The sequence below is a fragment of the Bradyrhizobium sp. Leo114 genome, assembly GCF_055229415.2.
Genome location: NZ_JBUYEN020000084.1, coordinates 1 through 19,441, shown reverse-complemented (window position 1 = coordinate 19,441; position 19,441 = coordinate 1). Strand labels below are relative to the sequence as shown.

Annotated in this window: 15 protein-coding genes and 1 pseudogene; 10 read left to right on the top strand and 6 right to left on the bottom strand. The window is 64.8% G+C overall.

The features are described 5' to 3' along the window. Positions 1–108 (top strand): annotated as a pseudogene (locus ACZIRK_RS42495) (IS110 family transposase); the annotation flags it as partial. Positions 109–183: 75 nt separating this feature from the next. Here the strand turns inward: ACZIRK_RS42495 and ACZIRK_RS42490 are convergent. The 5 genes from ACZIRK_RS42490 to ACZIRK_RS42470 form a co-directional block, all read right to left on the bottom strand. Then, the gene (locus ACZIRK_RS42490; RefSeq protein ID WP_474419603.1) at positions 184–966 is read right to left on the bottom strand and encodes an alpha/beta fold hydrolase; all 783 of its coding nucleotides are present in this window, start codon (positions 964–966) and stop codon (positions 184–186) included. Positions 967–969: 3 nt separating this feature from the next. Next, positions 970–2,265: an O-acetylhomoserine aminocarboxypropyltransferase gene (locus ACZIRK_RS42485; RefSeq protein WP_474419601.1), complete on the bottom strand. Its 1,296-nt coding sequence runs from the start codon at positions 2,263–2,265 to the stop codon at positions 970–972. Between the two features lie 118 nt (positions 2,266–2,383). Further along, the gene (gene pncB / locus ACZIRK_RS42480; protein ID WP_474419600.1) at positions 2,384–3,688 is read right to left on the bottom strand and encodes a nicotinate phosphoribosyltransferase; all 1,305 of its coding nucleotides are present in this window, start codon (positions 3,686–3,688) and stop codon (positions 2,384–2,386) included. 67 nt (positions 3,689–3,755) lie between these two features. Beyond that, positions 3,756–7,292 carry a molybdopterin cofactor-binding domain-containing protein gene (locus ACZIRK_RS42475; RefSeq protein ID WP_474419599.1) on the bottom strand — a complete coding sequence of 1,179 codons (3,537 nt, stop codon included), beginning with the start codon at positions 7,290–7,292 and terminating at the stop codon, positions 3,756–3,758. Continuing rightward, complete coding sequence (locus ACZIRK_RS42470; RefSeq protein ID WP_456644025.1) at positions 7,292–7,759, bottom strand: (2Fe-2S)-binding protein; 468 nt, start codon at positions 7,757–7,759, stop codon at positions 7,292–7,294. The genes ACZIRK_RS42475 and ACZIRK_RS42470 overlap by 1 nt, the downstream gene beginning before the upstream one ends. A 329-nt stretch (positions 7,760–8,088) precedes the next feature. On the opposite strand from ACZIRK_RS42470, the gene ACZIRK_RS42465 reads away from it, so the two are divergent. The 9 genes from ACZIRK_RS42465 (at position 8,089) to ACZIRK_RS42425 (ending at position 17,636) form a co-directional block, all read left to right on the top strand. Further along, positions 8,089–9,528, top strand: coding sequence for a 6-hydroxynicotinate reductase (locus tag ACZIRK_RS42465; protein WP_474419598.1), 1,440 nt, complete (start codon positions 8,089–8,091; stop codon positions 9,526–9,528). Beyond that, the gene (locus ACZIRK_RS42460; RefSeq protein ID WP_474419597.1) at positions 9,525–10,430 is read left to right on the top strand and encodes a UPF0280 family protein; all 906 of its coding nucleotides are present in this window, start codon (positions 9,525–9,527) and stop codon (positions 10,428–10,430) included. The genes ACZIRK_RS42465 and ACZIRK_RS42460 overlap by 4 nt, the downstream gene beginning before the upstream one ends. A gap of 36 nt (positions 10,431–10,466) precedes the next feature. Further along, positions 10,467–11,051 carry an amino acid synthesis family protein gene (locus ACZIRK_RS42455; protein WP_456644028.1) on the top strand — a complete coding sequence of 195 codons (585 nt, stop codon included), beginning with the start codon at positions 10,467–10,469 and terminating at the stop codon, positions 11,049–11,051. Between the two features lie 27 nt (positions 11,052–11,078). Continuing rightward, positions 11,079–12,278: an ABC transporter substrate-binding protein gene (locus tag ACZIRK_RS42450; protein ID WP_474419595.1), complete on the top strand. Its 1,200-nt coding sequence runs from the start codon at positions 11,079–11,081 to the stop codon at positions 12,276–12,278. Positions 12,279–12,475: 197 nt separating this feature from the next. Then, positions 12,476–14,365 (top strand): ABC transporter permease, encoded by a 1,890-nt coding sequence (locus ACZIRK_RS42445; protein ID WP_474419594.1) that lies wholly within the window; start codon positions 12,476–12,478, stop codon positions 14,363–14,365. Further along, positions 14,362–15,153, top strand: coding sequence for an ABC transporter ATP-binding protein (locus ACZIRK_RS42440; protein ID WP_474419592.1), 792 nt, complete (start codon positions 14,362–14,364; stop codon positions 15,151–15,153). The genes ACZIRK_RS42445 and ACZIRK_RS42440 overlap by 4 nt, the downstream gene beginning before the upstream one ends. Then, positions 15,150–15,854 carry an ABC transporter ATP-binding protein gene (locus tag ACZIRK_RS42435; RefSeq protein WP_474419591.1) on the top strand — a complete coding sequence of 235 codons (705 nt, stop codon included), beginning with the start codon at positions 15,150–15,152 and terminating at the stop codon, positions 15,852–15,854. The genes ACZIRK_RS42440 and ACZIRK_RS42435 overlap by 4 nt, the downstream gene beginning before the upstream one ends. A gap of 24 nt (positions 15,855–15,878) precedes the next feature. After that, on the top strand, positions 15,879–16,334 hold the full coding sequence (locus ACZIRK_RS42430) for a MarR family winged helix-turn-helix transcriptional regulator (protein WP_130229400.1): 456 nt from the start codon (positions 15,879–15,881) through the stop codon (positions 16,332–16,334). 99 nt (positions 16,335–16,433) lie between these two features. Continuing rightward, complete coding sequence (locus tag ACZIRK_RS42425; RefSeq protein WP_474419589.1) at positions 16,434–17,636, top strand: DUF1236 domain-containing protein; 1,203 nt, start codon at positions 16,434–16,436, stop codon at positions 17,634–17,636. A gap of 128 nt (positions 17,637–17,764) precedes the next feature. Here the strand turns inward: ACZIRK_RS42425 and ACZIRK_RS42420 are convergent, their stop codons facing one another. Then, positions 17,765–18,961, bottom strand: a complete 1,197-nt coding sequence (locus ACZIRK_RS42420; protein WP_474419588.1) for an amidohydrolase family protein — start codon at positions 18,959–18,961, stop codon at positions 17,765–17,767. Positions 18,962–19,441: the final 480 nt, after the last annotated feature.

Sequence of the window (19,441 nt, the reverse complement as noted above, 5' to 3'; positions counted from 1 at the left end):
GCCGGAAAGGAAAAAATGGTCATTCGCATTGCACTCGCCCGTAAGCTCCTGGTCCGTCTCAACGCCAAAGCACGCGATGCGCGCGCCGCTTACGCCAATGCAACTTGACAACCCAGATAGTCGCTCATCCGGCGCTTCGCGCCACCTTCTCCCACAAGGGGAGAAGGAAGAAGCGCGCTGATCTCAGTCGCGCAGCGCCGCCAGCAGTTCGTCGGGCTGCTCGACCATCATCATGTGGCCGGCACCGGCCAGCACCACGGTGCGCGCGTTTGGCGTTGCGGCCGCCAGCGTCTTGCCGGCTTTCGCGGGTGTCATCAGATCGCGCTCGCCGAGGATGAAGGTTGTGGGCACCTTGATGTGCGCCGCCGCGGCCAGCGCGTTCTGGTACGAATTGCAGGCGTTGAGATCATTATAGAGCACCCCTGGTCGCGCGCGCTGCAGCACGCGTTGTGCGCCGTGGTGCATCCATAATCCCGGCGCGAGCGAGCCGCCGAGCTCGGCCTTGAAGCCGAGACCCCAGATCGAGACCATGTCGATCGCGGCGGGATCGTTGGCCTCCGCCGCCTTCAACAGATCAGGCCCAACCGTCATCGTCGCCGCCGTTCCGATCAGGCTCAGTGCCGACACTTTGTCCGGGTGCCGCGCCGCGGTCTCCAGCGCGATCAGCGAACCCATGGAGTGTCCGATCAGCTTCGCCTTCGAGGCGCCGGCCGCCTGCAACAGCGCCGCGATCCAATCCGCCATCGCCGCAATCGTCGGCAAGGGCTTGCCGGACGAGCGGCCGTGGCCCGGCAGGTCCGGCGCCAATACCGAATAGCCGTGGTGCGCGAACCAGCGGCTGTGCAGCGCCCAGGTGGAGCTGTCAAAGCCCGCGCCGTGGATCATCACGACCGTGGGTAACGACGGATCGAACGGCTTTCCGCCTGTTACCACGAAGGTCTCAATCCCGTTCACCGAAAGCTGCATGGCTCAAACCCTCTGCGACGCGCGAAGCGCCTGGCCGAGATCGTCGATGACGTCCTGCGCGGTCTCGATGCCGACCGACAGCCGCACCAGCTCTTCGCCGATGCCGGCAGCCTTGAGCTGGTCGGCGTCCATCTGCTGATGGGTGGTGGAGGCGGGATGGATCACGAGTGTCTTGGCATCACCGACATTGGCGAGGTGGCTGATCAGTTTGAGCGACTCGATGAACTTCTTGCCCGCAACGCGTCCGCCCTTGATGCCGAAGCTGACGATCGAGCCGGCGCCGCGCGGCAGCAGCTTCTTCGCAAGCTCGTAGTCGGGGTGATTTTCCAGCGCCGGATGCAGCACCCACTCGACTGCCTTGTTCGCGGTCAGGAAGTCCAGCACCGCGAGCGTATTGCTCATGTGCCGATCCATCCGCACGCCGAGCGTCTCGATGCCCTGCAGGAGCTGGAACGCGTTGGTCGGCGACAGGCAGGCGCCGAAATCGCGCAAGCCCTCGGTGCGGGCCCGCATGATGAAGGCCGCCTTGCCGAACTGCTCGTCGAAGACGATGCCGTGATAGCCGGCATAGGGTTCGGTGAGCTGCGGGAATTTGCCCGACGCATGCCAGTCGAAGCCGCCGCCGTCGACAATGACGCCGCCGATCGCAATGCCATGCCCGCCGAGCCATTTCGTCGCCGAGTTCATGACGATGTCGGCGCCGAATTCGATCGGGCGGCTGAGATAGGGCGTCGCAAAGGTGTTGTCGATCAACAGCGGAATTTTCGCGTCATGCGCAATGTCAGCCACCGCGGGGATATCGAGCACTTCAAGGCCGGGATTGCCGATGGTCTCGGCGATCACCAGGCGCGTGTTCGGCTTGATCGCGGCGCGGAATTCGTCCAGCGCCCGCGGCTTCACGAAGGTTGTCGTGATGCCGAAGCGCGGCAGCGTGTGCGCCAGCAGGTTGATGGTGCCGCCATAGAGCGAGGCCGAAGCGACGATATGGTCGCCGGCATTGAGCAGCGTGGCGATCGCCAGATGCATCGCGGCCATGCCGCTCGCGGTGCAGATCGCGCCGACGCCGCCTTCGAGCGCTGCGATCCGCTCTTCCAGCACCGCAGTCGTTGGATTGGAAATTCGTGTGTAGATGTGGCCGGCGCGTTCCAGGTTGAACAGTGCCGCCGCATGATCGGCGTCCTGGAACACGTAGGACGTCGTCTGGTAGATCGGCACTGCACGCGATCCCGTCACGGGATCGGGGCGCTGTCCGGCATGCAGGCTTAGGGTTTCGAACGCAGGCGGGTTGGGTGCGGGCATGCTGAAACTCGCGAGCTGGGGGCGGGATTGGTGCGGTTTATGGCCTGATCCGGAAAGATGGAAGCCAGTTTTCCCGCGCGACAAACGCGTAGTGTTTGCGCGGAGATCATGCCCAAAACTAGACGTGCACGGCAGCGCGCACGCGGCCGGCGTTGCCGAATACGCGCAAGTAACGCTCGACCTCGGAGGGGACACCGGTCGCCTTCTCGGGATTGTCTGAGAGTTTCACCGCCGGCCTGCCGTCGACCGAGGTCACCTTGCAGACGATCGAGATCGGGTCGAGGTCGGCGGAACCGTCAGGCGCGCAGCCGACGAAGTCATTGGTGAGGTTGGTGCCCCAGCCGAAGCTGATGCGAACGCGGCCGGCGAAATGCCTGTAGCTTTCCTCGATCGAATCGACGTCCATGGCGTCCGAGAAGACCAGGAGCTTCTCCCTGGGATCGCGGCCCTTCTGCTTCCACCATCGGATGATCTCCTCGCCGGCCGCGATCGGCGGCGCGCTGTCCGGGCGAAAGCCGGTCCAGTCGGCGACCCAATCCGGCGCGTCGCGCAGAAACACCCTGGTGCCGAAGGCGTCGGGGAGGGCGACCAGCAGGTTGCCGCCATAGGTATGGCGCCACTGGTCGAGGATGGCGTAGGGCGCCCAGCGCAGCTCCTCGTCCGAATTGGCGAGCGCCGCAGCCACCATCGGCAGTTCATGGGCATTGGTGCCGATCGCCTCGAGGTCGTTGTCCATCGCCAGCAGCACGTTGGAGGTGCCGGTGAAGGACGGCCCAAGCCCTTCTTTCACGGCCTCGACGCACCAGCGCTGCCAGAGGAAGCCGTGGCGGCGGCGGGTGCCGAAGTCCGAAAGCTTTAGGCCGTCGAGCTTGCGCAGGCGCTCGACCTTGGCCCACAGCTTGGCCTTGGCGCGCGCATAGAGCACGTCGAGCGCGAAACGGCCCTGACCCTTCATCGCCGCGCGCGAGCGCAATTCGTTCAGGATCGCGAGCGCCGGGATCTCCCACATCGTGGTGTGGGTCCAGGGCCCGTGGAAATGCAGTTCATACTGCCCATCGACCTTGTGCAGTTCATATTCGGGCAGGCGGAAAGTCGAAAGCCAGTTGATGAAATCCGGCGAGAACATCTGGGTCTTGCCGTAGAACGTGTTACCGGCGAGCCAGATCAGTTCCTTCTTGCTGAAGCGGATGGTGCGGGCGTGGTCGAGCTGGGCACGCAGCTCGACCTCGTCGATCACCTCGGCAAGCCGGACCCGGCTGGTGCGGTTGATCACCGAAAAGGTCGTGCGCGTGTCCGGGTAGAACTCCCGGATCATCTGCAGCATCAACAGCTTGTAGAAATCGGTGTCGAGCAGGCTGCGCACGATCGGGTCGAGCCGCCAGCCATGGTTGTAGGTTCGGGTTGCAATATCCGTAAACGTCATGGCGGAACCTTAGCGTGCCAAAAGCTGCCCAACCAGTGGATTGTGGCAGTGGTTCTGGCAGGGCAGCTCAGCGTGTTCCCTGTCTGATCCTGCCAGCGGTCGCCTCGATGCCGATCCAGGCCGGCTTGTCCGGAGCAAACTGCCGCCGGAGATAGGAAACGAGTTCGGCGACCTGGCCGTCGGTCATGCTGTCCTTGAATCCGGGCATATAACCGAGGTCGCCGGTCGCAGGTTCGCGGATGCCGTGCAGGATCACCTGGATCAAATTGTCCGGCACCGCGCTGTGCAGATTGCTGTTCAGGGACAGCGAGGGCCGGCTGCCGAACAGAGGCGGTCCGCCCACCTCGTGACAGACCGCGCAGGCGCCCTGGTAGAGGCGGGCGCCGAAAGAGGCGGGGACAACCGCGCTCGTGGCCGTTGCATGTTCGAGCTTCACGGCGAGCGCTTCCTGCGCCGGCCCGTCAATGGCGGTCTCGTTGAAAGAGCCGAGATAGACGGCCATGGCGCGGATGTCCCGGTCTGGCAGTGCGGCCAATTCCTTCACGACCGGCGCCATCGGCCCGGCCGCCACGCCATGGAAGCGGGATTCGCCGGTCCGCAAATAGGCGTAGAGCTCGTCCTCACTCCAGGGGATCGGTGCCTTTGAGAGCGACGTCAGCGCAGGCGCCTCCCAGCCCTCGGCAAAGCCGCCGGCGAGATAGGCATTCTTCAGTTCGGCGCCGAGCGCGTTGCGCGGCGAATGGCAGGCGCTGCAATGGCCGAGACCTTCGACCAGATAGGCGCCGCGATTCCACATCTCCGACCTGGTCGGATCGGGCTGGAACGATTTCGCCTCGTGGAACAGCGCATTCCATCCGGCGAGCAGCGGGCGCAGGTTGAAAGGAAACTTCAGTTCGTGTTCCGGCGTCATCGCGCGCACCGGGGCCTGCGCCATCAGGTAGGCATAGAGCGCCTGCAGGTCCGCGTCGGTGGCTTTGGCAAAATGGGGGTAGGGGAAAGCCGGATAGAGATGCCGGCCGTCGCGATGGATGCCTTCGCGCATCGCGCGCTCGAAGGCCGGATAGGACCACGCGCCGATGCCGGTCTCGACATCGGGCGTGATGTTGGTCGCGTAGATGATGCCGAACGGCGTCTCCAGCGCCCGGCCGCCCGCGTTGAGCGTTCCGTCCGCTGCGGTATGGCACACCGCGCAGGCGCCGAGCGCGGCAAGCTCCTTGCCGCGTGCAATGGTCGCGGCCGAATAGACCGATGCGTCAGGACGCGCGATCGGCGCAATCGCGCGCCACGGCAGCACGGCCGCGCCGATGCCGACGACGGCCGCACATACGGCGGCGATGCCGGCAAGCACGCCGGTGCGTCTCACGAACGGTTTTTGCCATTTCTCTGACGGAGCAGGCAGTGGTGGCGCCAGCGCAGGTGGGGCAGTCGGTTCCTCGCCGTGCAATCCCTTCAGGATACGTTCCGGCGTGAACGGCAATTCGCGGAAGCGCACACCGGTTGCATCATAGATCGCGTTCGCGATTGCAGCCGCGCTCGGCACGGACGCGGATTCGCCGACACCGAGCGGCGGCTGATCCTGCCGCGGCAGCATCAGCACGTCGATCTTCGGAAGCTCCGGGAATTTGATGATGGGGTAGGCGCCCCATTCCCGTGCCGTCACCGCGCCGCGCTCGAAGGTGACTTCTTCCATCAGCGCACGACTGGTCGACTGGATGACGTTGCCATGGATCTGGTGGCGCACGCCGTCCGGGTTGATCATCAGGCCGGAATCCTGCCCCGCCACCACGCGCGTCACGCTGACGTCGCCCGTTGCCTTGTTGACCGCGACATCGGCGATCCATGCCGACCATGCCGCGCCATAGCCCGGAAACTTGCTATGGACGTAGAGCGCATAGGCAAAGCCGCGCCCGCGCACGATGTCGTCTTCCGCGACCTTCTCCTCGCGCACCGGGCGTGGCTTCCAGCCGGCGCGCTCGGCGACCGCGTTGACGAGATCGATGGCGCGCTTGTTCTTGAGGTAGCGCAGCCGGTATTCGATCGGATCGACGTGAGCCTCAGCCGCGAGCTCGTCGATATAGGATTCATGCGCGAAGGTGTTCGGCAGCGCTGAGACGCCGCGAAACCAGGAGGCGCGCACGATCGGCGGCATGTCGTGGGCGACCACGCGCATGTGGTCGTAGTCGTATGGTGGGATCGCGGTGCGGTCGCCCATCTCGAAGACAGCAGGCGTCGGCGCGATCCGCCCGGTGAGCAGCAGCGCCAGCGTCGGCGCGCCGTTCGAGGGATAGCGCGTGGCAAAGTCGTAGGCCGCGACGCTGCCGTCCGCGTTCAGGCCGCCATTGACGTCCATCAGCTGCGCGGTGCCCTTCGGCTCCCAGGCGTGCTCCTGCTCGCGCGTCAACTGCACGCGCACGGGACGGCCAACGGCGCGCGAGAGCAGCAAGGCATCCGCCGTGACGTCGTCAGCGCAGTTGCGGCCATAGCAGCCGGCTGCCTCCATCCTGATCACCTCGATCTCGGCTTCCGGCCGCTCGATCAGCAGCGCGAGATCGCTGCGCAGGAGGTGCGGGTTCTGCGTGCCCGACCAGACGTGGATCGCATCGTCGCGATAGTCCGCCACCGCGCAGGACGGGCCGATCGAGCCATGCATCTGGTATGGCCACAGATAGGTCCGCTGCATCGGCTTCGCGGCGCCCTTGATTGCGCTGTCGACATCGCCCTTGTCGAGCAGCGTGCGCGGCGTCGAAGGATTGGCGCGCAACGCCTGCTCGACGTTATCGAGATCAGTCAGCGTCGGCGCCGGCTTCCAGGCGACCTTCAGTTGCGCCGCCGCCTTGATCGCGTTTTCTTCGCGCTCGGCGACGACGCCGACGAAATCGCCGATCCGCACCACCGCGACGAGGCCCGGAATGTTGCGCACCGAGCTTTCATCAACTGCAATCAGGCTGGTGCCGACGAACGGCCCGGCATCGACGCCGGCATAGGGCGGGCGCACCACGCGGCCGTGCAGCATGCCGGGCACGCGCACATCGTGGACGTAGACCAGTTCGCCGGTCGCCTTGGCCGGAAGATCGACGCGCGGCACGGATTGGCCGACCACGGAATAGGCATCGACGGTCTTCACGGGCACATCGTCGGCCAACTCAAGCCGGATCGTCTCGTCCGCGATTAGCTCGCCATAGGTGATGCTGCGGTTGTCCTTGCCGCGGATCAGTCCGTCCTCGACCGAGAGCTCTTCAGCCGATACATCGAGTCGTTCTGCCGCACGCGCGGCCAAGAAGTGCCGCGCCTGCGCTGCCGCCTTGCGGAGCGGCACCGCCGATATCTGCATGGTCTCGCTGGCGATCGTCGGACCCTGGTTGGGCGTCTGCGAGGTGTCACCGAGCACCACGACCACGCGCGCAAAGGATACGTCGAGCTCTTCGGCGACGACCTGCCCGAGCGCGGTGCGGATGCCGGTACCGAGATCGACATGGCCGTTATAAGCGGTGACAAAGCCATCCGCCGTGATCTTGATGAAGGTCTCGAACGCGCCGTTCGCATCCGACCGTCGAACAACGGAGAGCGAGCCTTGCGGCCGCGCGGGACTCTCCTGCGAGGCCATCAATCGCGGGCCTCGAGTTCGTGGCCGGCCGCGCGCATCGCGGCGCGGATGATCTCGATATGCGCGCCGCAGCGGCAGAGATTGTAGCGCAATGCTTCCAGTATCTCGTTTTCGGTCGGACGCGGATTGCGCGTGAGCAGCGCCTTCGTCGTGATGATCATGCCGTTGAGGCAGTAGCCGCATTGTGCGGCCTGCTCGGCGATGAAGGCTTGCTGCACGGGATCTGGATGTTCGCGCGCGCCGAGCCCTTCGAGCGTCACAATGTCGCGCCCGGCGCAGCCATCGATCGGGATCACGCAGGATCGCGCCGCGACGCCGTCGATCAGCACCGCACAGGCGCCGCATTCGCCGAGCCCGCACCCATATTTCGGTCCGTTCAGTTCGAGATCGTTGCGCAGCACGTAAAGCAGTGCGGTGTCCGGAGCGGCGTCGACATCGAAAATCCTGCCGTTGACGGTCAGGCGCATCGGCTCGTGGTCCCCTAAGGCTTCTATGAGCGTTTCGATGATTGCATTGCAAAATCATCGATCGCAAAATCTACGATCGATGCATCGGAGGATAACGTTTGTGTACAAACGTGCAAGCCGCCCGAAATTTGCTGCACTGCGCTGCCCGCTTTCTGGACAAAGCGAGCAGGCAAATGAGGTTTTATTTGGCAGGTGTGGTTTTTCGCGATTGCACCCGCTTGACAGCTCTACAACCTGCGCGCAGGATCATTCGTATACGAACGATATCCCCGATGATTGATATCCCGGGGACCAGATGACGCCGCCTCCTAACACCAGGCTTGTTCGCGATGGCCGACGTTGCCGCTTCTGACAAGATCCGCTGCGATGCCTGCCCGGTGATGTGCTACATCAAGCCGGGCGCGGCGGGCGCCTGCGACCGCTATGCCAATCATGATGGGAAACTGGTGCGCGTCGATCCGCACATCGTGCTGTCGCGCGCGCTCGAGCATGGCGGGCGCGTGGTGCCGTTCCAGGCGAGCGGCGACTGGGACGGCAAGATCGTCCACCAGGGCGATATCTTCGTCACCGCGATCGGCGCCGGCACGACCTATCCCGATTACAAGCCGGCGCCCTTCATCGTGTCGTCGGAAATCGACGGCGTCGATATGGTCACCGTGGTGACCGAAGGCATCTTCTCCTATTGCGGCGTCAAGGTGAAGATCGACACCGACCGCTATCTCGGCCCTGAGACCGCGGCGGTGCGCGCAGAGGGCGAGGTGGTCGGGCATGTCACCACCAGCGAATACGGTTCGCAGATGCTGTCGCTCGGCGGCGTGCATCATCTGACCGGCGGCTCCAAGAAAGAGGGCCGCGTCACCTGCGATACGCTGATGGATCTTTCCAACTGCAAGCCGGTGGAACTTGCGATCGATGGCGGCGCCACGGTCGTGGTGCAGGCCGGCAAGGCGCCTGTTGTCAATGGCGTGCAGGAAGAGCGCATGCGTGTCGGCTGCGGCTCGGCCACCATCGGCATGTTCGCCAAGCAATGGCACGGCAAGGTCGACGAGGTCGTGGTGGTCGACGACCACATCACCGGCGTGCTCTCGGAGCACCAGGCCGGCAAGCTGCTGGATATCGCTGACACCGGCATCAAGATGAAAGGCCGCCGCTCGACGCCCGGCCGTTATTTCCAGGTCGCCGAACCCGGCACCGGCTGGGGCGGCACCAAAATCTCCGATCCGCTGTCCGTGCTCGGCCCGTTCGATCCGAAGGAGGCGCGGCCGGGGCTGACCATGCTGATGGTCTCGACCACCGGCGAGCATGCGGCCTATTACGTGCTCGACGAGGCGCTGCGGCCGATCGAGCAGGAGATGCCGGCCGAGCTGAAATTCTCGGTCGAGCGCATCCAGGAGAATTGCGAGCCGGCGCTGTGCACCGTGCTGTTCATGGCCGGCGCGGGCGGCTCGCTGCGCGCCGGCGTCACCGACAACCCGGTGCGGCTGACGCGCTCGGTGAAGGACGCGCTGACTCGCGTCACCAGCGGCGGCGCACCTGTCTATGTCTGGCCCGGCGGCGGCATCACCTTCATGGTCGATGTCACGCAGATGCCGATAGGGGCATTTGGCTACGTGCCGACGCCGGCGCTGGTGGCGCCGATCGAGTTCACGCTAAGACTTTCCGACTATGCGGCGCTGGGCGGCCACATGGATTATGTGCGGCCGCTGTCCTCCCTCAAGGACAGCGCCGAGATCCGGCCGATGCTCTTCACCTCGGGGAGGCGAACATGACGAGGCGTCCGCAAATCGCGCTTCTTCCTGATGGCAAGCGGCTGCATTTGCAGGACGGACCGATCGATCTGATCGTGGAGGCGACGGGAAGCGAGACTGCCGTGCGCGCAGCCTATGATGCGGCGGTGTACCGCTTTACCGGCCTGCTGGACGGGCTTTGCATGGAGCTCGGCGAATTGCGCAGGGCGGCCCATCCGCTGCACTGCGCGCTCGAAGGCGTCATCGCGCGCCGCATGCATGCGGCGGTGGCCCCGTTCGCCGCCGACCGCTTCATCACGCCGATGGCAGCGGTGGCCGGCAGCGTGGCGGAAGAAATCCTCGGCGCGATACTGGAGGCAGCATCGCTCGATCGCGCCTATGTCAATAATGGCGGCGACATCGCCCTGCATCTTGCCGGCAACGAGCAGTTCACCGTCGGCCTGATCGACCATCCCGATCGCCGCGGCCTGCTGCAGACCATGGTCATCCACGCCGACGATCCCGTCCGCGGCATCGCCACCAGCGGCCGTCACGGCCGCAGCTTCTCCTTCGGCATCGCCGATGCCGTCACCGTGCTGGCGCGGACCGCCTCGGAAGCCGATGCCGCCGCGACCGTCATCGCCAACGCCGTCGACTTGCCCGGAAACCCTAAGATTGTCCGCCGCCCGGCAAATGAACTGCAGCCCGACAGCGACCTCGGCCCGCGCCTGGTGACGCGGGAGGTCGGCACATTGTCGGCTCGCGCGATCACCGATGCCCTTGAAGCGGGTGCGGTTTGCGCGCGAGAATGCCTTGCGGCAGGATTGATCGAGGGCGCGGCGCTGCGCCTGTTCGGCGAGACGGTGATCGTGCGGGCGCGTGCGCTTGAGGTACCGGAATCGCAACTCGTTCATGAATGCGCGATAGAGAATGCGCGGACCTGATCAGAAACCGGGCCGAAGACAACAGGGCGGAAACCGATGAGTGCCATCATTCGCAAGATCGTCACCGTGGTCGAGGAGACCCACATCGAGATGGGTAAGACCATCGCTCCGCCGACCCGGCGCGCGGCGGCGATCGCGGTAATCGAAAACCCTTTTGCCGGCCGCTATGTCGAGGACCTTTCGTCTCTGATCGCGATTGGCGAGGAACTCGGCGAATTGCTGTCGAAACGAGCGGTGGCGGCGCTCGGCATCGAGGGCTCCAAGGCGCATTCCTATGGGAAAGCCGCCGCCGTCGGCGAAAACGGCGAGCTCGAACATGCGGCCGCGATCTTGCATCCCAAGATGGGAGCGCCCGTCCGCAAGGTCCTGAGTAAAGGAGCCGCATTGATTCCGTCCTCGAAAAAGCGTTCTGGTCCGGGGACGACGCTGGATATCCCGCTGGGGCATAAGGATGCGGCTTTCGTGCGCAGCCATTTCGATGGCATGGAGGTACAGATCAATGACGCGCCGCGGGCCAACGAGATCATGGTCGCGGTCGCTGTCACCGATTCCGGCCGGCCGCTGCCGCGCGTCGGCGGGCTGACGGTCGCGGAGATCAAGGGCGAAGACGGTTTGAGATAGTTTTTCTTAAGGAGCGGAGGGTAAGGGATGCGGAATTATTTGATCGGGGCAGGGCTCGCGGTGCTGGTTGCGGGCATGGCAAACACCGCCATGGCCCAGAGCGAGATCAAGATCGGCGAAATCAACAGCTATTCATTGTTGCCCGCCTTCACCGAGCCCTATCGCAAGGGCTGGCAGCTCGCGGTCGAAGAGATCAACGCGAGCGGCGGCATCAACGGCAAGAAGCTGGTCGTCATCTCCAAGGATGACAATGGCAAGCCGGCGGATGCGCAGACCGCCGCCAACGAACTGGTCTCGAGCGAGAACGTCGCGATGCTCGCCGGGACCTTCCTCTCCAATATCGGGCTCGCCGTCTCTGACTTCGCCAACCAGAAGAAGGTATTCTTCCTCGCCGCCGAGCCGTTGACCGATGCCATCACCTGGTCCAAGGGCAACCGCTATACCTTCCGTCTGCGTCCCTCGAATTACATGCAGGCGGCGATGCTGGTCGAGGCCGCCGCGAAACTGCCGGCGAAGCGCTGGGCCACCATCGCGCCGAATTATGAATACGGCCAGTCGGCCGTTGCCGTGTTCAAGAAGCTGATGTCGGAGAAGCGTCCCGACATCGTGTGGGTCGACGAGCAGTGGCCGCCGCAGGGCAAGATCGACGCCGGCCCGGTGGTGCAGGCGGTTGCCGCAGCCAATCCGGAAGCGATCCTCAACGTCACCTTCGGCGCCGACTTGGTCAAGCTCGTGCGCGAAGGCAACACGCGTGGCCTGTTCAAGGACCGCGCGGTGGTGAGCTTCCTGACCGGCGAGCCGGAATATCTCGATCCGCTGAAGGACGAAACGCCGGAAGGGTGGATCGTCACTGGCTACCCCTGGTACGATATCAAGACGCCGGAGCATGAGGCGTTCCTGAAGGCCTACCAGGCCAAGTTCAAGGATTATCCGCGGCTCGGCTCGATCGTCGGCTACCAGACCATCAAGTCGGCGGCCGCGATCCTGACCAAGGCGAACTCGACCGATCCGGAGAAGCTGATCGCGGCGACCGAGGGCCTGTCGGTGCCGTCGCCGTTCGGCGAGATCACCTTCCGCAAGATCGACCACCAGTCGACGCTCGGTGCTTACGTCGGCAAGACCGCGCTGAAGGACGGCAAGGGCGTAATGGTAGAGTCCTCCTACAAGAAGGGCTCCGACTATCTGCCTGCCGATGCCGAGATCGAGAAGCTGCGGCCGAAGAATTGATGCGGATAAAGCGGGGCCTCATGGTTCGAGACGGCGCTTCGCGCCTCCTCACCATGAGGCGCTCGGACCCTGTCCCGGGGCTCTGAGGCCTCTGCGAATTCAGACCTCATCCTGAGGAGGCCGCAGAGCGGCCGTCTCGAAGGATGGGCCACGTACCCAGAACGAAGTCACGCAGCTAACTCCAACCCGGATCGCCGATGGCCTTTTACGTCGTTCAGTTCCTGACCGGACTTGCCAGCGCCGCCTCGCTGTTCCTGGTCGCCTCGGGGCTGTCGATCATCTTCGGCGTGACGCGGATCGTAAACTTCGCGCATGGCGCGTTCTACATGCTCGGCGCCTACATCGCCTTCACGCTCACCGAGCGCTTCTCCGGCGCGCTCGGCTTCTGGGGCGGCATCGTCGCCGCCGCGCTCGTCGTGGCTGTGGTGGGCGTGCTGGTCGAGATGGTGCTGTTGCGGCGGATCTATCATTCGCCGGAATTGTTCCAGTTGCTCGCGACCTTCGGCCTCACGCTCATGGTCCAGGATCTCGTCGTGCTGATCTGGGGCCCGAGCGACCTGGTCGGCCGCCGCGCGCCCGGCTTCAAGGGCGCGGTTGATTTCTTCGGCCAGAACATCCCGAGCTATGACCTGTTCCTGATCGTGCTCGGCCCCGTCGTGCTCGGCATCCTCTGGCTGCTGTTCCAGCGCACCCGCTGGGGCATCCTGGTGCGCGCGGCGACGCAGGACCGCGACATGGTCGCAGCGCTCGGCGTCAACCAGAAATGGCTGTTCACCAGCGTGTTTGCGGTCGGCGTCTTTCTCGCAGCCCTCGGCGGCGCGCTGCAGATCCCGCGCGATGCCGTGCATCATGCGATGGACTTGCGCATCATCGTCGAAGCCTTCGTCGTCGTCGTGATCGGCGGCCTCGGCAGCATCATCGGCGCCTTCGTCGCCGCGGTGCTGGTCTCCGAGCTCAACGCCTTCGGCATTCTGATCTTCCCGAAGATCTCCATCATCCTGGTCTTCCTGGTGATGGCGGTCGTGCTGATCGTCCGCCCGTGGGGCCTGTTCGGCAAGCCGGAGGCGCCGGCGCGCCGCACGCCGGGTCTCACCGTCAATCCGTGGCGGCCCTGGACCTCGAACGAGCGATTGGCCGCAATCGCCGCCCTGGTCGTGGCTGCCGCGCTGCCGTTTTTCGCCGGCAATTACGCGCTCACCGTCGGCTCGGAGATCGCGATCTTCGTGATCTTCGCCGTCAGCCTGCATTTCCTGATGTCGGTCGGCGGTCTCGCCTCGTTCGGCCATGCCGCCTATTTCGGCCTGGGCGCCTATGGCGTCGCCTTCCTCGCTAAACTGGCGGGGCTGCCGATGATCGTGTGCCTCGCGCTTGGCCCGCTATTGGGCCTCGTCGGTGCCGCCGTGTTTGGCTTCTTTGCCGTACAGCTCTCCGGCGTCTATTTCGCGATGCTGACGCTCGCCTTTGCCCAGATCGTGTGGTCGATCGCGTTCCAGTGGGTGGCGGTCACCGGCGGCGACAATGGCATCCTTGGCGTCTGGCCGGAGAAATGGGCGGCGAGCCCGTCGCACTTCTACTGGCTCTCGCTCGGCATCGCGGCGCTGGCAGTTCTGATCCTCCGCATCATCGTGTTCTCGCCCTTCGGCTTCGCATTGCGCGCGACGCGGGATTCGCCGCTGCGCAGCGAAGCGATCGGCATCAACGGCAAGCGCATCCAGTGGACCGCGTTCGTGATTGCGGGCACCGTGGCCGGCCTCGCCGGCGCGCTATTCGCATATCTGAAGGGCAGCGTCTTCCCTGACAACATGGGCATCTCGCTCTCGGTCGATGCGCTGGTCATGGTGCTGCTCGGCGGCGTCGAGACGGTGTCCGGCGCCGTGGTCGGCGCCATCGTCTACAAGGCCTTGAACATCTGGCTGGTCAGCCAGACCGATTGGTCGAAACTGGTGCTCGGTGCCTTCATCGTGCTGATCGTCGTCGCCTTCCCGAAGGGCATCGTCGGCACGCTGCAGTCGATCCTCAGCCGCCGTCGCAAATCGTCATCGTCGAACTCGCCGCTTCTCGCCTCGCGCATCGAGACCGCCGAATGAGCATGGTCCCCACATTGCTGTCGGTCGAAGGTCTGACCAAATCCTATGGCGGCGTGCACGCCGTGCGCGGCGTCTCGTTCGAATTGCGCGCCGGCGAGATCCTGGCGCTGATCGGTCCCAACGGTGCCGGCAAGAGCACCTGCTTCGACATGCTCAACGGCCAGAACGTCCCGGATTCCGGCCGCATCACGATCCTGGGCGAGGACACCGTCGGCAAGAAGCCGCGCGCGATCTGGCGGCTCGGCGTGGGGCGCACGTTCCAGATCACCGCGACCTTTCCCACCATGACCGTGCGCGAAAACGTACAGGTCGCGCTGGTCTCGCACCGGCACCAGCTTTTCAATGTCTGGAGCTCGACGCCAGAGTTCGCGCGCGAGGCGGCCGGCCGGCTGCTCGATCTCGTCGGTATGGGCGCCTATGCCGAGCGTCCCTGCGGCGAGCTCGCCTATGGCGACCTCAAGCGACTTGAGCTTGCGGTCGCGCTCGCCAACCAGCCGAAGCTGCTGTTGATGGACGAGCCGACCGCCGGCATGGCGCCGCGCGAGCGCATCGAGTTGATGCGGCTCACGGCCAGTATCGCGCGCGAGCAGTCGATCGGGGTGCTCTTCACCGAACACGATATGGATGTCGTGTTCGAGCATGCCGACCGCATCCTGGTGCTCAACCGCGGCAGCCTGATTGCCGAGGGATCGCCCGAGGAAGTCCGCGGCAATGCGCAAGTCCGCGCGATCTACCTCGGCGAGGGCCTGGTCTACGACGCGCGCCACCGCGACGGAGCGCACGCATGAAACTCCAGGTCAAGGATCTCAACAGCTTCTATGGCCCGGCGCATATCCTGTTCGATATCGCGCTCGATGTCGGCGAAGGCGAGGTGGTCGCGCTGCTCGGTCGCAACGGCGCCGGCAAGTCGACGACCTTCCGCTCCATCGTCGGCCTGGTCGAGAACCGCTCGGGGCGTATCGTGTTCGAGGGCAGGGACGTTTCGCGCGAGCCGACGCATGCGATCGTGCGCGGCGGGCTGGGCTATGTGCCGGAGGAGCGGCGCATCTTCACCGAGCTGACGGTCGAGGAAAATCTTGAGGTCGGCCGTCAGCCGAAGCGCGCCAACGCGCCATACTGGACGCGCGAAAAACTGTTCACGCTGTTTCCGAATCTCGGCGAGATGCGGGGACGCGCAGGCGGGCGCATGAGCGGCGGCGAGCAGCAGATGCTGACGATTGCGCGCACGCTGATGGGCAATCCGTCGCTGGTGCTGCTCGATGAGCCTTCCGAAGGCCTGTCGCCGAAGATCGTCGAGCAGATGGTCGATGCGATCCTTGCCATGAAGAAAGAAGGCGTGAGCATCGTCGTCTCCGAGCAGAATCTGCATTTCGCGCGCCTGATCTCGGATCGCGCCTATATCATCGAGCGCGGCCGCATCTGCTTCGGCGGCACGATGGCCGAGCTCGATGCGCGGCCCGATATTCGGGACGCGCATCTGTCGCTGTGATGGGCGATGGTGGGAGATTCAATAATGGCCAGGAATGGGGGCGCGAAACGCAACCCGAAGCCGCAGAAGATCAGCTACATTCTGGACGAGCAGATCGGCTTCTTGCTGCGCCAGGTGTGGCAGCGCCATGCCACCATCTTCGCGCGTGAGATCGGCGTCGAGCTAACCTCGCCGCAATGGGCGGCGCTGTCGAAGCTCGCCGAGACCGGCTCGTGCTCGCAGAACCAGCTTGGCCGGCTGACAGCGATGGATGTCGCCACCATCAAGGGCGTCATCGACCGCCTCACGGCGCGGGGCCTGACCGAGACCAGTTCCGATCCTGAGGACGGCCGTCGTTTGCTCGTCAGCCTGACCCGCGCGGGCCAGCAGACGGTCGAAAAAGCTGCGCCGAACGCGCTGGCGATCACCAAGGAAACGCTGGCGCCGCTCGATGGGAAGGAGCGCGAGACGTTGATCGCGCTCCTGAGCAAGCTGCGCTGAAGCGTCCAGAGTCCGCCGGATTGTCGGCGGAACAAAACCCGGCGGCTGACATTGCTAAGGTTCAAGAGGCGGGCAGAGGAACCAACAGGAGTTCCCCCAATGAGGATGAATTGGCTTTACACAACGGCGATCGCCATGACCATCGGCGCCGGCGCGGCCATTGCGCAGGCGCCGGATCAATCGCAGAAGCGCGAGGAGAGCCCTCGCGCACAGGCGCCCACGGCTCAGTCGAAAGACATGGATCGTTCGGGCGCCCCATCCAGGGAAACCGAGCGCTCGGGTGCGGCGGCCGACCACGCGAAGGAGCGCACTCAATCTGAACAGAGGGGCGGCGCCAGGGACATGCAGCGCGGCGAGAGCCAGTCGCCGGGTGAGCGAAGCAAGCAGGCTCAGGAGCCGCAAGGACGTGAAAGCAAGGAGCCGACCCGGCAAAGCCAGGATCAGGATCGTCGCGAACGACCGCCAGCCAGCGCGTCGCAGCAGCAGAGCAAGGAAGATCAGCAAGGTCGCAACGCCAAGGAGACCACCGAGCAGCAGCGCGGTCGCGAGGACCGCACTGGACGTGACCGCGCGCAGGACACCAGGCAGCCTGCCGATACCAGGCAGCAGAGCCAGCAGCAGATGGACCGCGACCGCAGGGATCAGCGCGATCAGGCGGGACAGCCCTCCGGCACGTCGACGCAGCAGCAGAGCTCGCGGCCGAGCGACACGACGCAGGACCAGGCCACCAGGACCGGCCAAACGTCTGGACAGGCCGGTCAGCGCGCTGCAAACGTCAATGACGACCAGCGCAAGCAGATCGTGGATCAGCTACGGAGTGATCGAACGGCAACCCGGACCTCCAATGTGAATGTCAATATCGGCCAGCCGTTGCCGCCGAGTATCCAGCCTCACCGGCTGCCGGCAGACATCGTGCGGATTGCTCCGCAATATCGCGACTACGATTACACGCTCGTCGACGACAGGGTCGTGATCGTCGATCCGCGGCGGCACGAAGTCGTCGACATCCTCGACGAAGGGCCGGGCTATGGCGGGGCCGCAGCCTATGGCCGCGAGCGCATCGTCATCAGTGACGACATGCGCACGAGGTTCAGGGAGTTGGCGCGCGGGCCTTCGACTACGGTCGGCTCGACGACCTCGTCGGGCGGAACGTCGGCATCGAACTGCCTGTCGCTGCAGCCCGTGCCAGAGGAGATGGTGCGCAGCAATGCCGAGCTCAGGAACTATCGCTATCTCGCTGTCGGCGACCAGATCGTGCTGGTCGATCCGCAGCAGCAGAAGATAGTGCAGGTGATCGAGTAGGCGCGCCCACACCCCGTCATTCCGGGGCGCGCGTAGCGCGAGCCCGGAATCCATTTTGCCGCGCACTCTGCGGCGAGATGGATTCCGGGCTCGATGCTTCGCGATGCCCCGGAATGACTCCGGATCGGTTATCGTCCCACAATCTCCGGCACTTTGCCCGCCGGCGGCGTATTCCTGCTGCGCTGGGTGCGGACGATGCCGTCGATGATGGTCATGCCGATGCCCGGCAGATCGCCGAGCTGCACGCTCTCCAGGATATTCTTGCCTGGCGAATGCTGCGCCTTGTCCATCAGCACGAAATCCGCCGCGCGGCCGACTTCGACCAATCCGCAATCCAATCCGCGCATCCGCGCGGTGTTGCCGGTGGCGAGGCAGAACGCGATCTCTGCCGGCAGTTCGCCCAGCGAGGACAGCATCGAGACCATGCGCAAAATCCCGAGCGGCTGCACGCCGGAGCCGGCGGGCGCATCGGTGCCGAGGATGACGCGGTGAAGATCACCTATATCGCGCGCGATGCGCAGCGTGTAGAGCGCCGATCGCTCATTGCCGTTGTGAACCAGTTCGAGGCCGCGCTTGCAGCCCTCGCAGATGCAGCGGATCTGGTCGTCCGGCAGGGCGGTGTGGCCGCCGTTGATGTGGCCGACCACGTCGGTGTCGGCCTCCAGCACCACATCCTTGTCGATCAGACCGGAGCCGGGGATCGAGGGGCCGCCGGTGTGGATCGTGCTCTGGATGCCGTATTTGCGCGCCCATCCCACCATCTTCCGCGCGGTCGGGCCGTCCTTCACGCCGCCAAGGCCGACCTCGCCGAGCAGCTTGACGCCGGCGGCGGCCATTTCCTTGAAATCCTCTTCCACCATCTCGCATTCGATCACCGGCGCGCCGGCGTGCACCTTCACGCCGCCGGGCCTCAGTGTCCAGAATGCGCGCTGCGCGAAGATAGCCATCGCCTTGAGGCCCACGACATCACGTGGCCGGCCCGGCATGTGGACTTCGCCCGCGGAGATCATGGTGGTGACGCCGCCATGCAGGTAGCTGTCGATCCAGTTGACCTGGTTCTGCCGCGGCGTCCAGTCGCCCGCAACAGGGTGGACGTGGCTGTCGATCAGCCCGGGCGCCACCGTCGTGCCATTGGCATCGACGATGGTGGTAGCGCCTTCGGTGTCGACATCCTTGGCGCGGCCGATCGCGGTGATCTTGCCGTTCTCGGCCACGATGGTGTCGGCGTCGAGGATCGGCCGCTCCAGCGCCCCCGACAGCAACAGCCCGATATTGCGGATCACCAGCTTGCTCGGTCCGATCGCCTGCGGTGCATCGTGGGCCATGCTCTGTCCTTTTCGCTCAATCCCTGCGCCGCGCATTGTGCCCGCGGCCTGACGTGCCGATCAAGTCGGATTGTTTATTAGTACACGAATGATCGTCGTCGAAAAGCCCCTTGCCGAGGGTGCGGTGGCTCGCGCCACCACCTCCGTCATTGCGAGCGCAGCGAAGCAATCCATGTCTCTACTTGCGGCGCTATGGATTGCTTCGCTCCGCTCGCAATGACGATGTGGCTATTTTGGGTGCGACATAACAACCCGACGGGCAAATCAGCAAAAGTCTGTCCAGCCCTCGCGCAAAAACATTCCACTTTCGCCGTCGGGCAAATCAGTGATTTAACTCCGCGCGTCTCATCCGAATGAGGGGCGGGTCGCGATCGTCACGAACGTTGCGGTGAGATGCGGTGGACGCGGGTGTTACGACTGACGAGCGTGATATTCGCGGACGGCGAAGTCGTGTGGTCCTGGCGCCCCGACGCTGGCGCT

Bases quoted from the DNA above. Each gene is read 5' to 3' on its own strand.
- ACZIRK_RS42490 (WP_474419603.1), bottom strand. From the start codon at position 966: ATGCAGCTTTCGGTGAACGGGATTGAGACCTTCGTGGTAACAGGCGGA.
- ACZIRK_RS42485 (WP_474419601.1), bottom strand. From the start codon at position 2,265: ATGCCCGCACCCAACCCGCCTGCGTTCGAAACCCTAAGCCTGCATGCC.
- pncB (WP_474419600.1), bottom strand. From the start codon at position 3,688: ATGACGTTTACGGATATTGCAACCCGAACCTACAACCATGGCTGGCGG.
- ACZIRK_RS42475 (WP_474419599.1), bottom strand. From the start codon at position 7,292: ATGGCCTCGCAGGAGAGTCCCGCGCGGCCGCAAGGCTCGCTCTCCGTT.
- ACZIRK_RS42470 (WP_456644025.1), bottom strand. From the start codon at position 7,759: ATGCGCCTGACCGTCAACGGCAGGATTTTCGATGTCGACGCCGCTCCG.
- ACZIRK_RS42465 (WP_474419598.1), top strand. From the start codon at position 8,089: ATGGCCGACGTTGCCGCTTCTGACAAGATCCGCTGCGATGCCTGCCCG.
- ACZIRK_RS42460 (WP_474419597.1), top strand. From the start codon at position 9,525: ATGACGAGGCGTCCGCAAATCGCGCTTCTTCCTGATGGCAAGCGGCTG.
- ACZIRK_RS42455 (WP_456644028.1), top strand. From the start codon at position 10,467: ATGAGTGCCATCATTCGCAAGATCGTCACCGTGGTCGAGGAGACCCAC.
- ACZIRK_RS42450 (WP_474419595.1), top strand. From the start codon at position 11,079: ATGCGGAATTATTTGATCGGGGCAGGGCTCGCGGTGCTGGTTGCGGGC.
- ACZIRK_RS42445 (WP_474419594.1), top strand. From the start codon at position 12,476: ATGGCCTTTTACGTCGTTCAGTTCCTGACCGGACTTGCCAGCGCCGCC.
- ACZIRK_RS42440 (WP_474419592.1), top strand. From the start codon at position 14,362: ATGAGCATGGTCCCCACATTGCTGTCGGTCGAAGGTCTGACCAAATCC.
- ACZIRK_RS42435 (WP_474419591.1), top strand. From the start codon at position 15,150: ATGAAACTCCAGGTCAAGGATCTCAACAGCTTCTATGGCCCGGCGCAT.
- ACZIRK_RS42430 (WP_130229400.1), top strand. From the start codon at position 15,879: ATGGCCAGGAATGGGGGCGCGAAACGCAACCCGAAGCCGCAGAAGATC.
- ACZIRK_RS42425 (WP_474419589.1), top strand. From the start codon at position 16,434: ATGAGGATGAATTGGCTTTACACAACGGCGATCGCCATGACCATCGGC.
- ACZIRK_RS42420 (WP_474419588.1), bottom strand. From the start codon at position 18,961: ATGGCCCACGATGCACCGCAGGCGATCGGACCGAGCAAGCTGGTGATC.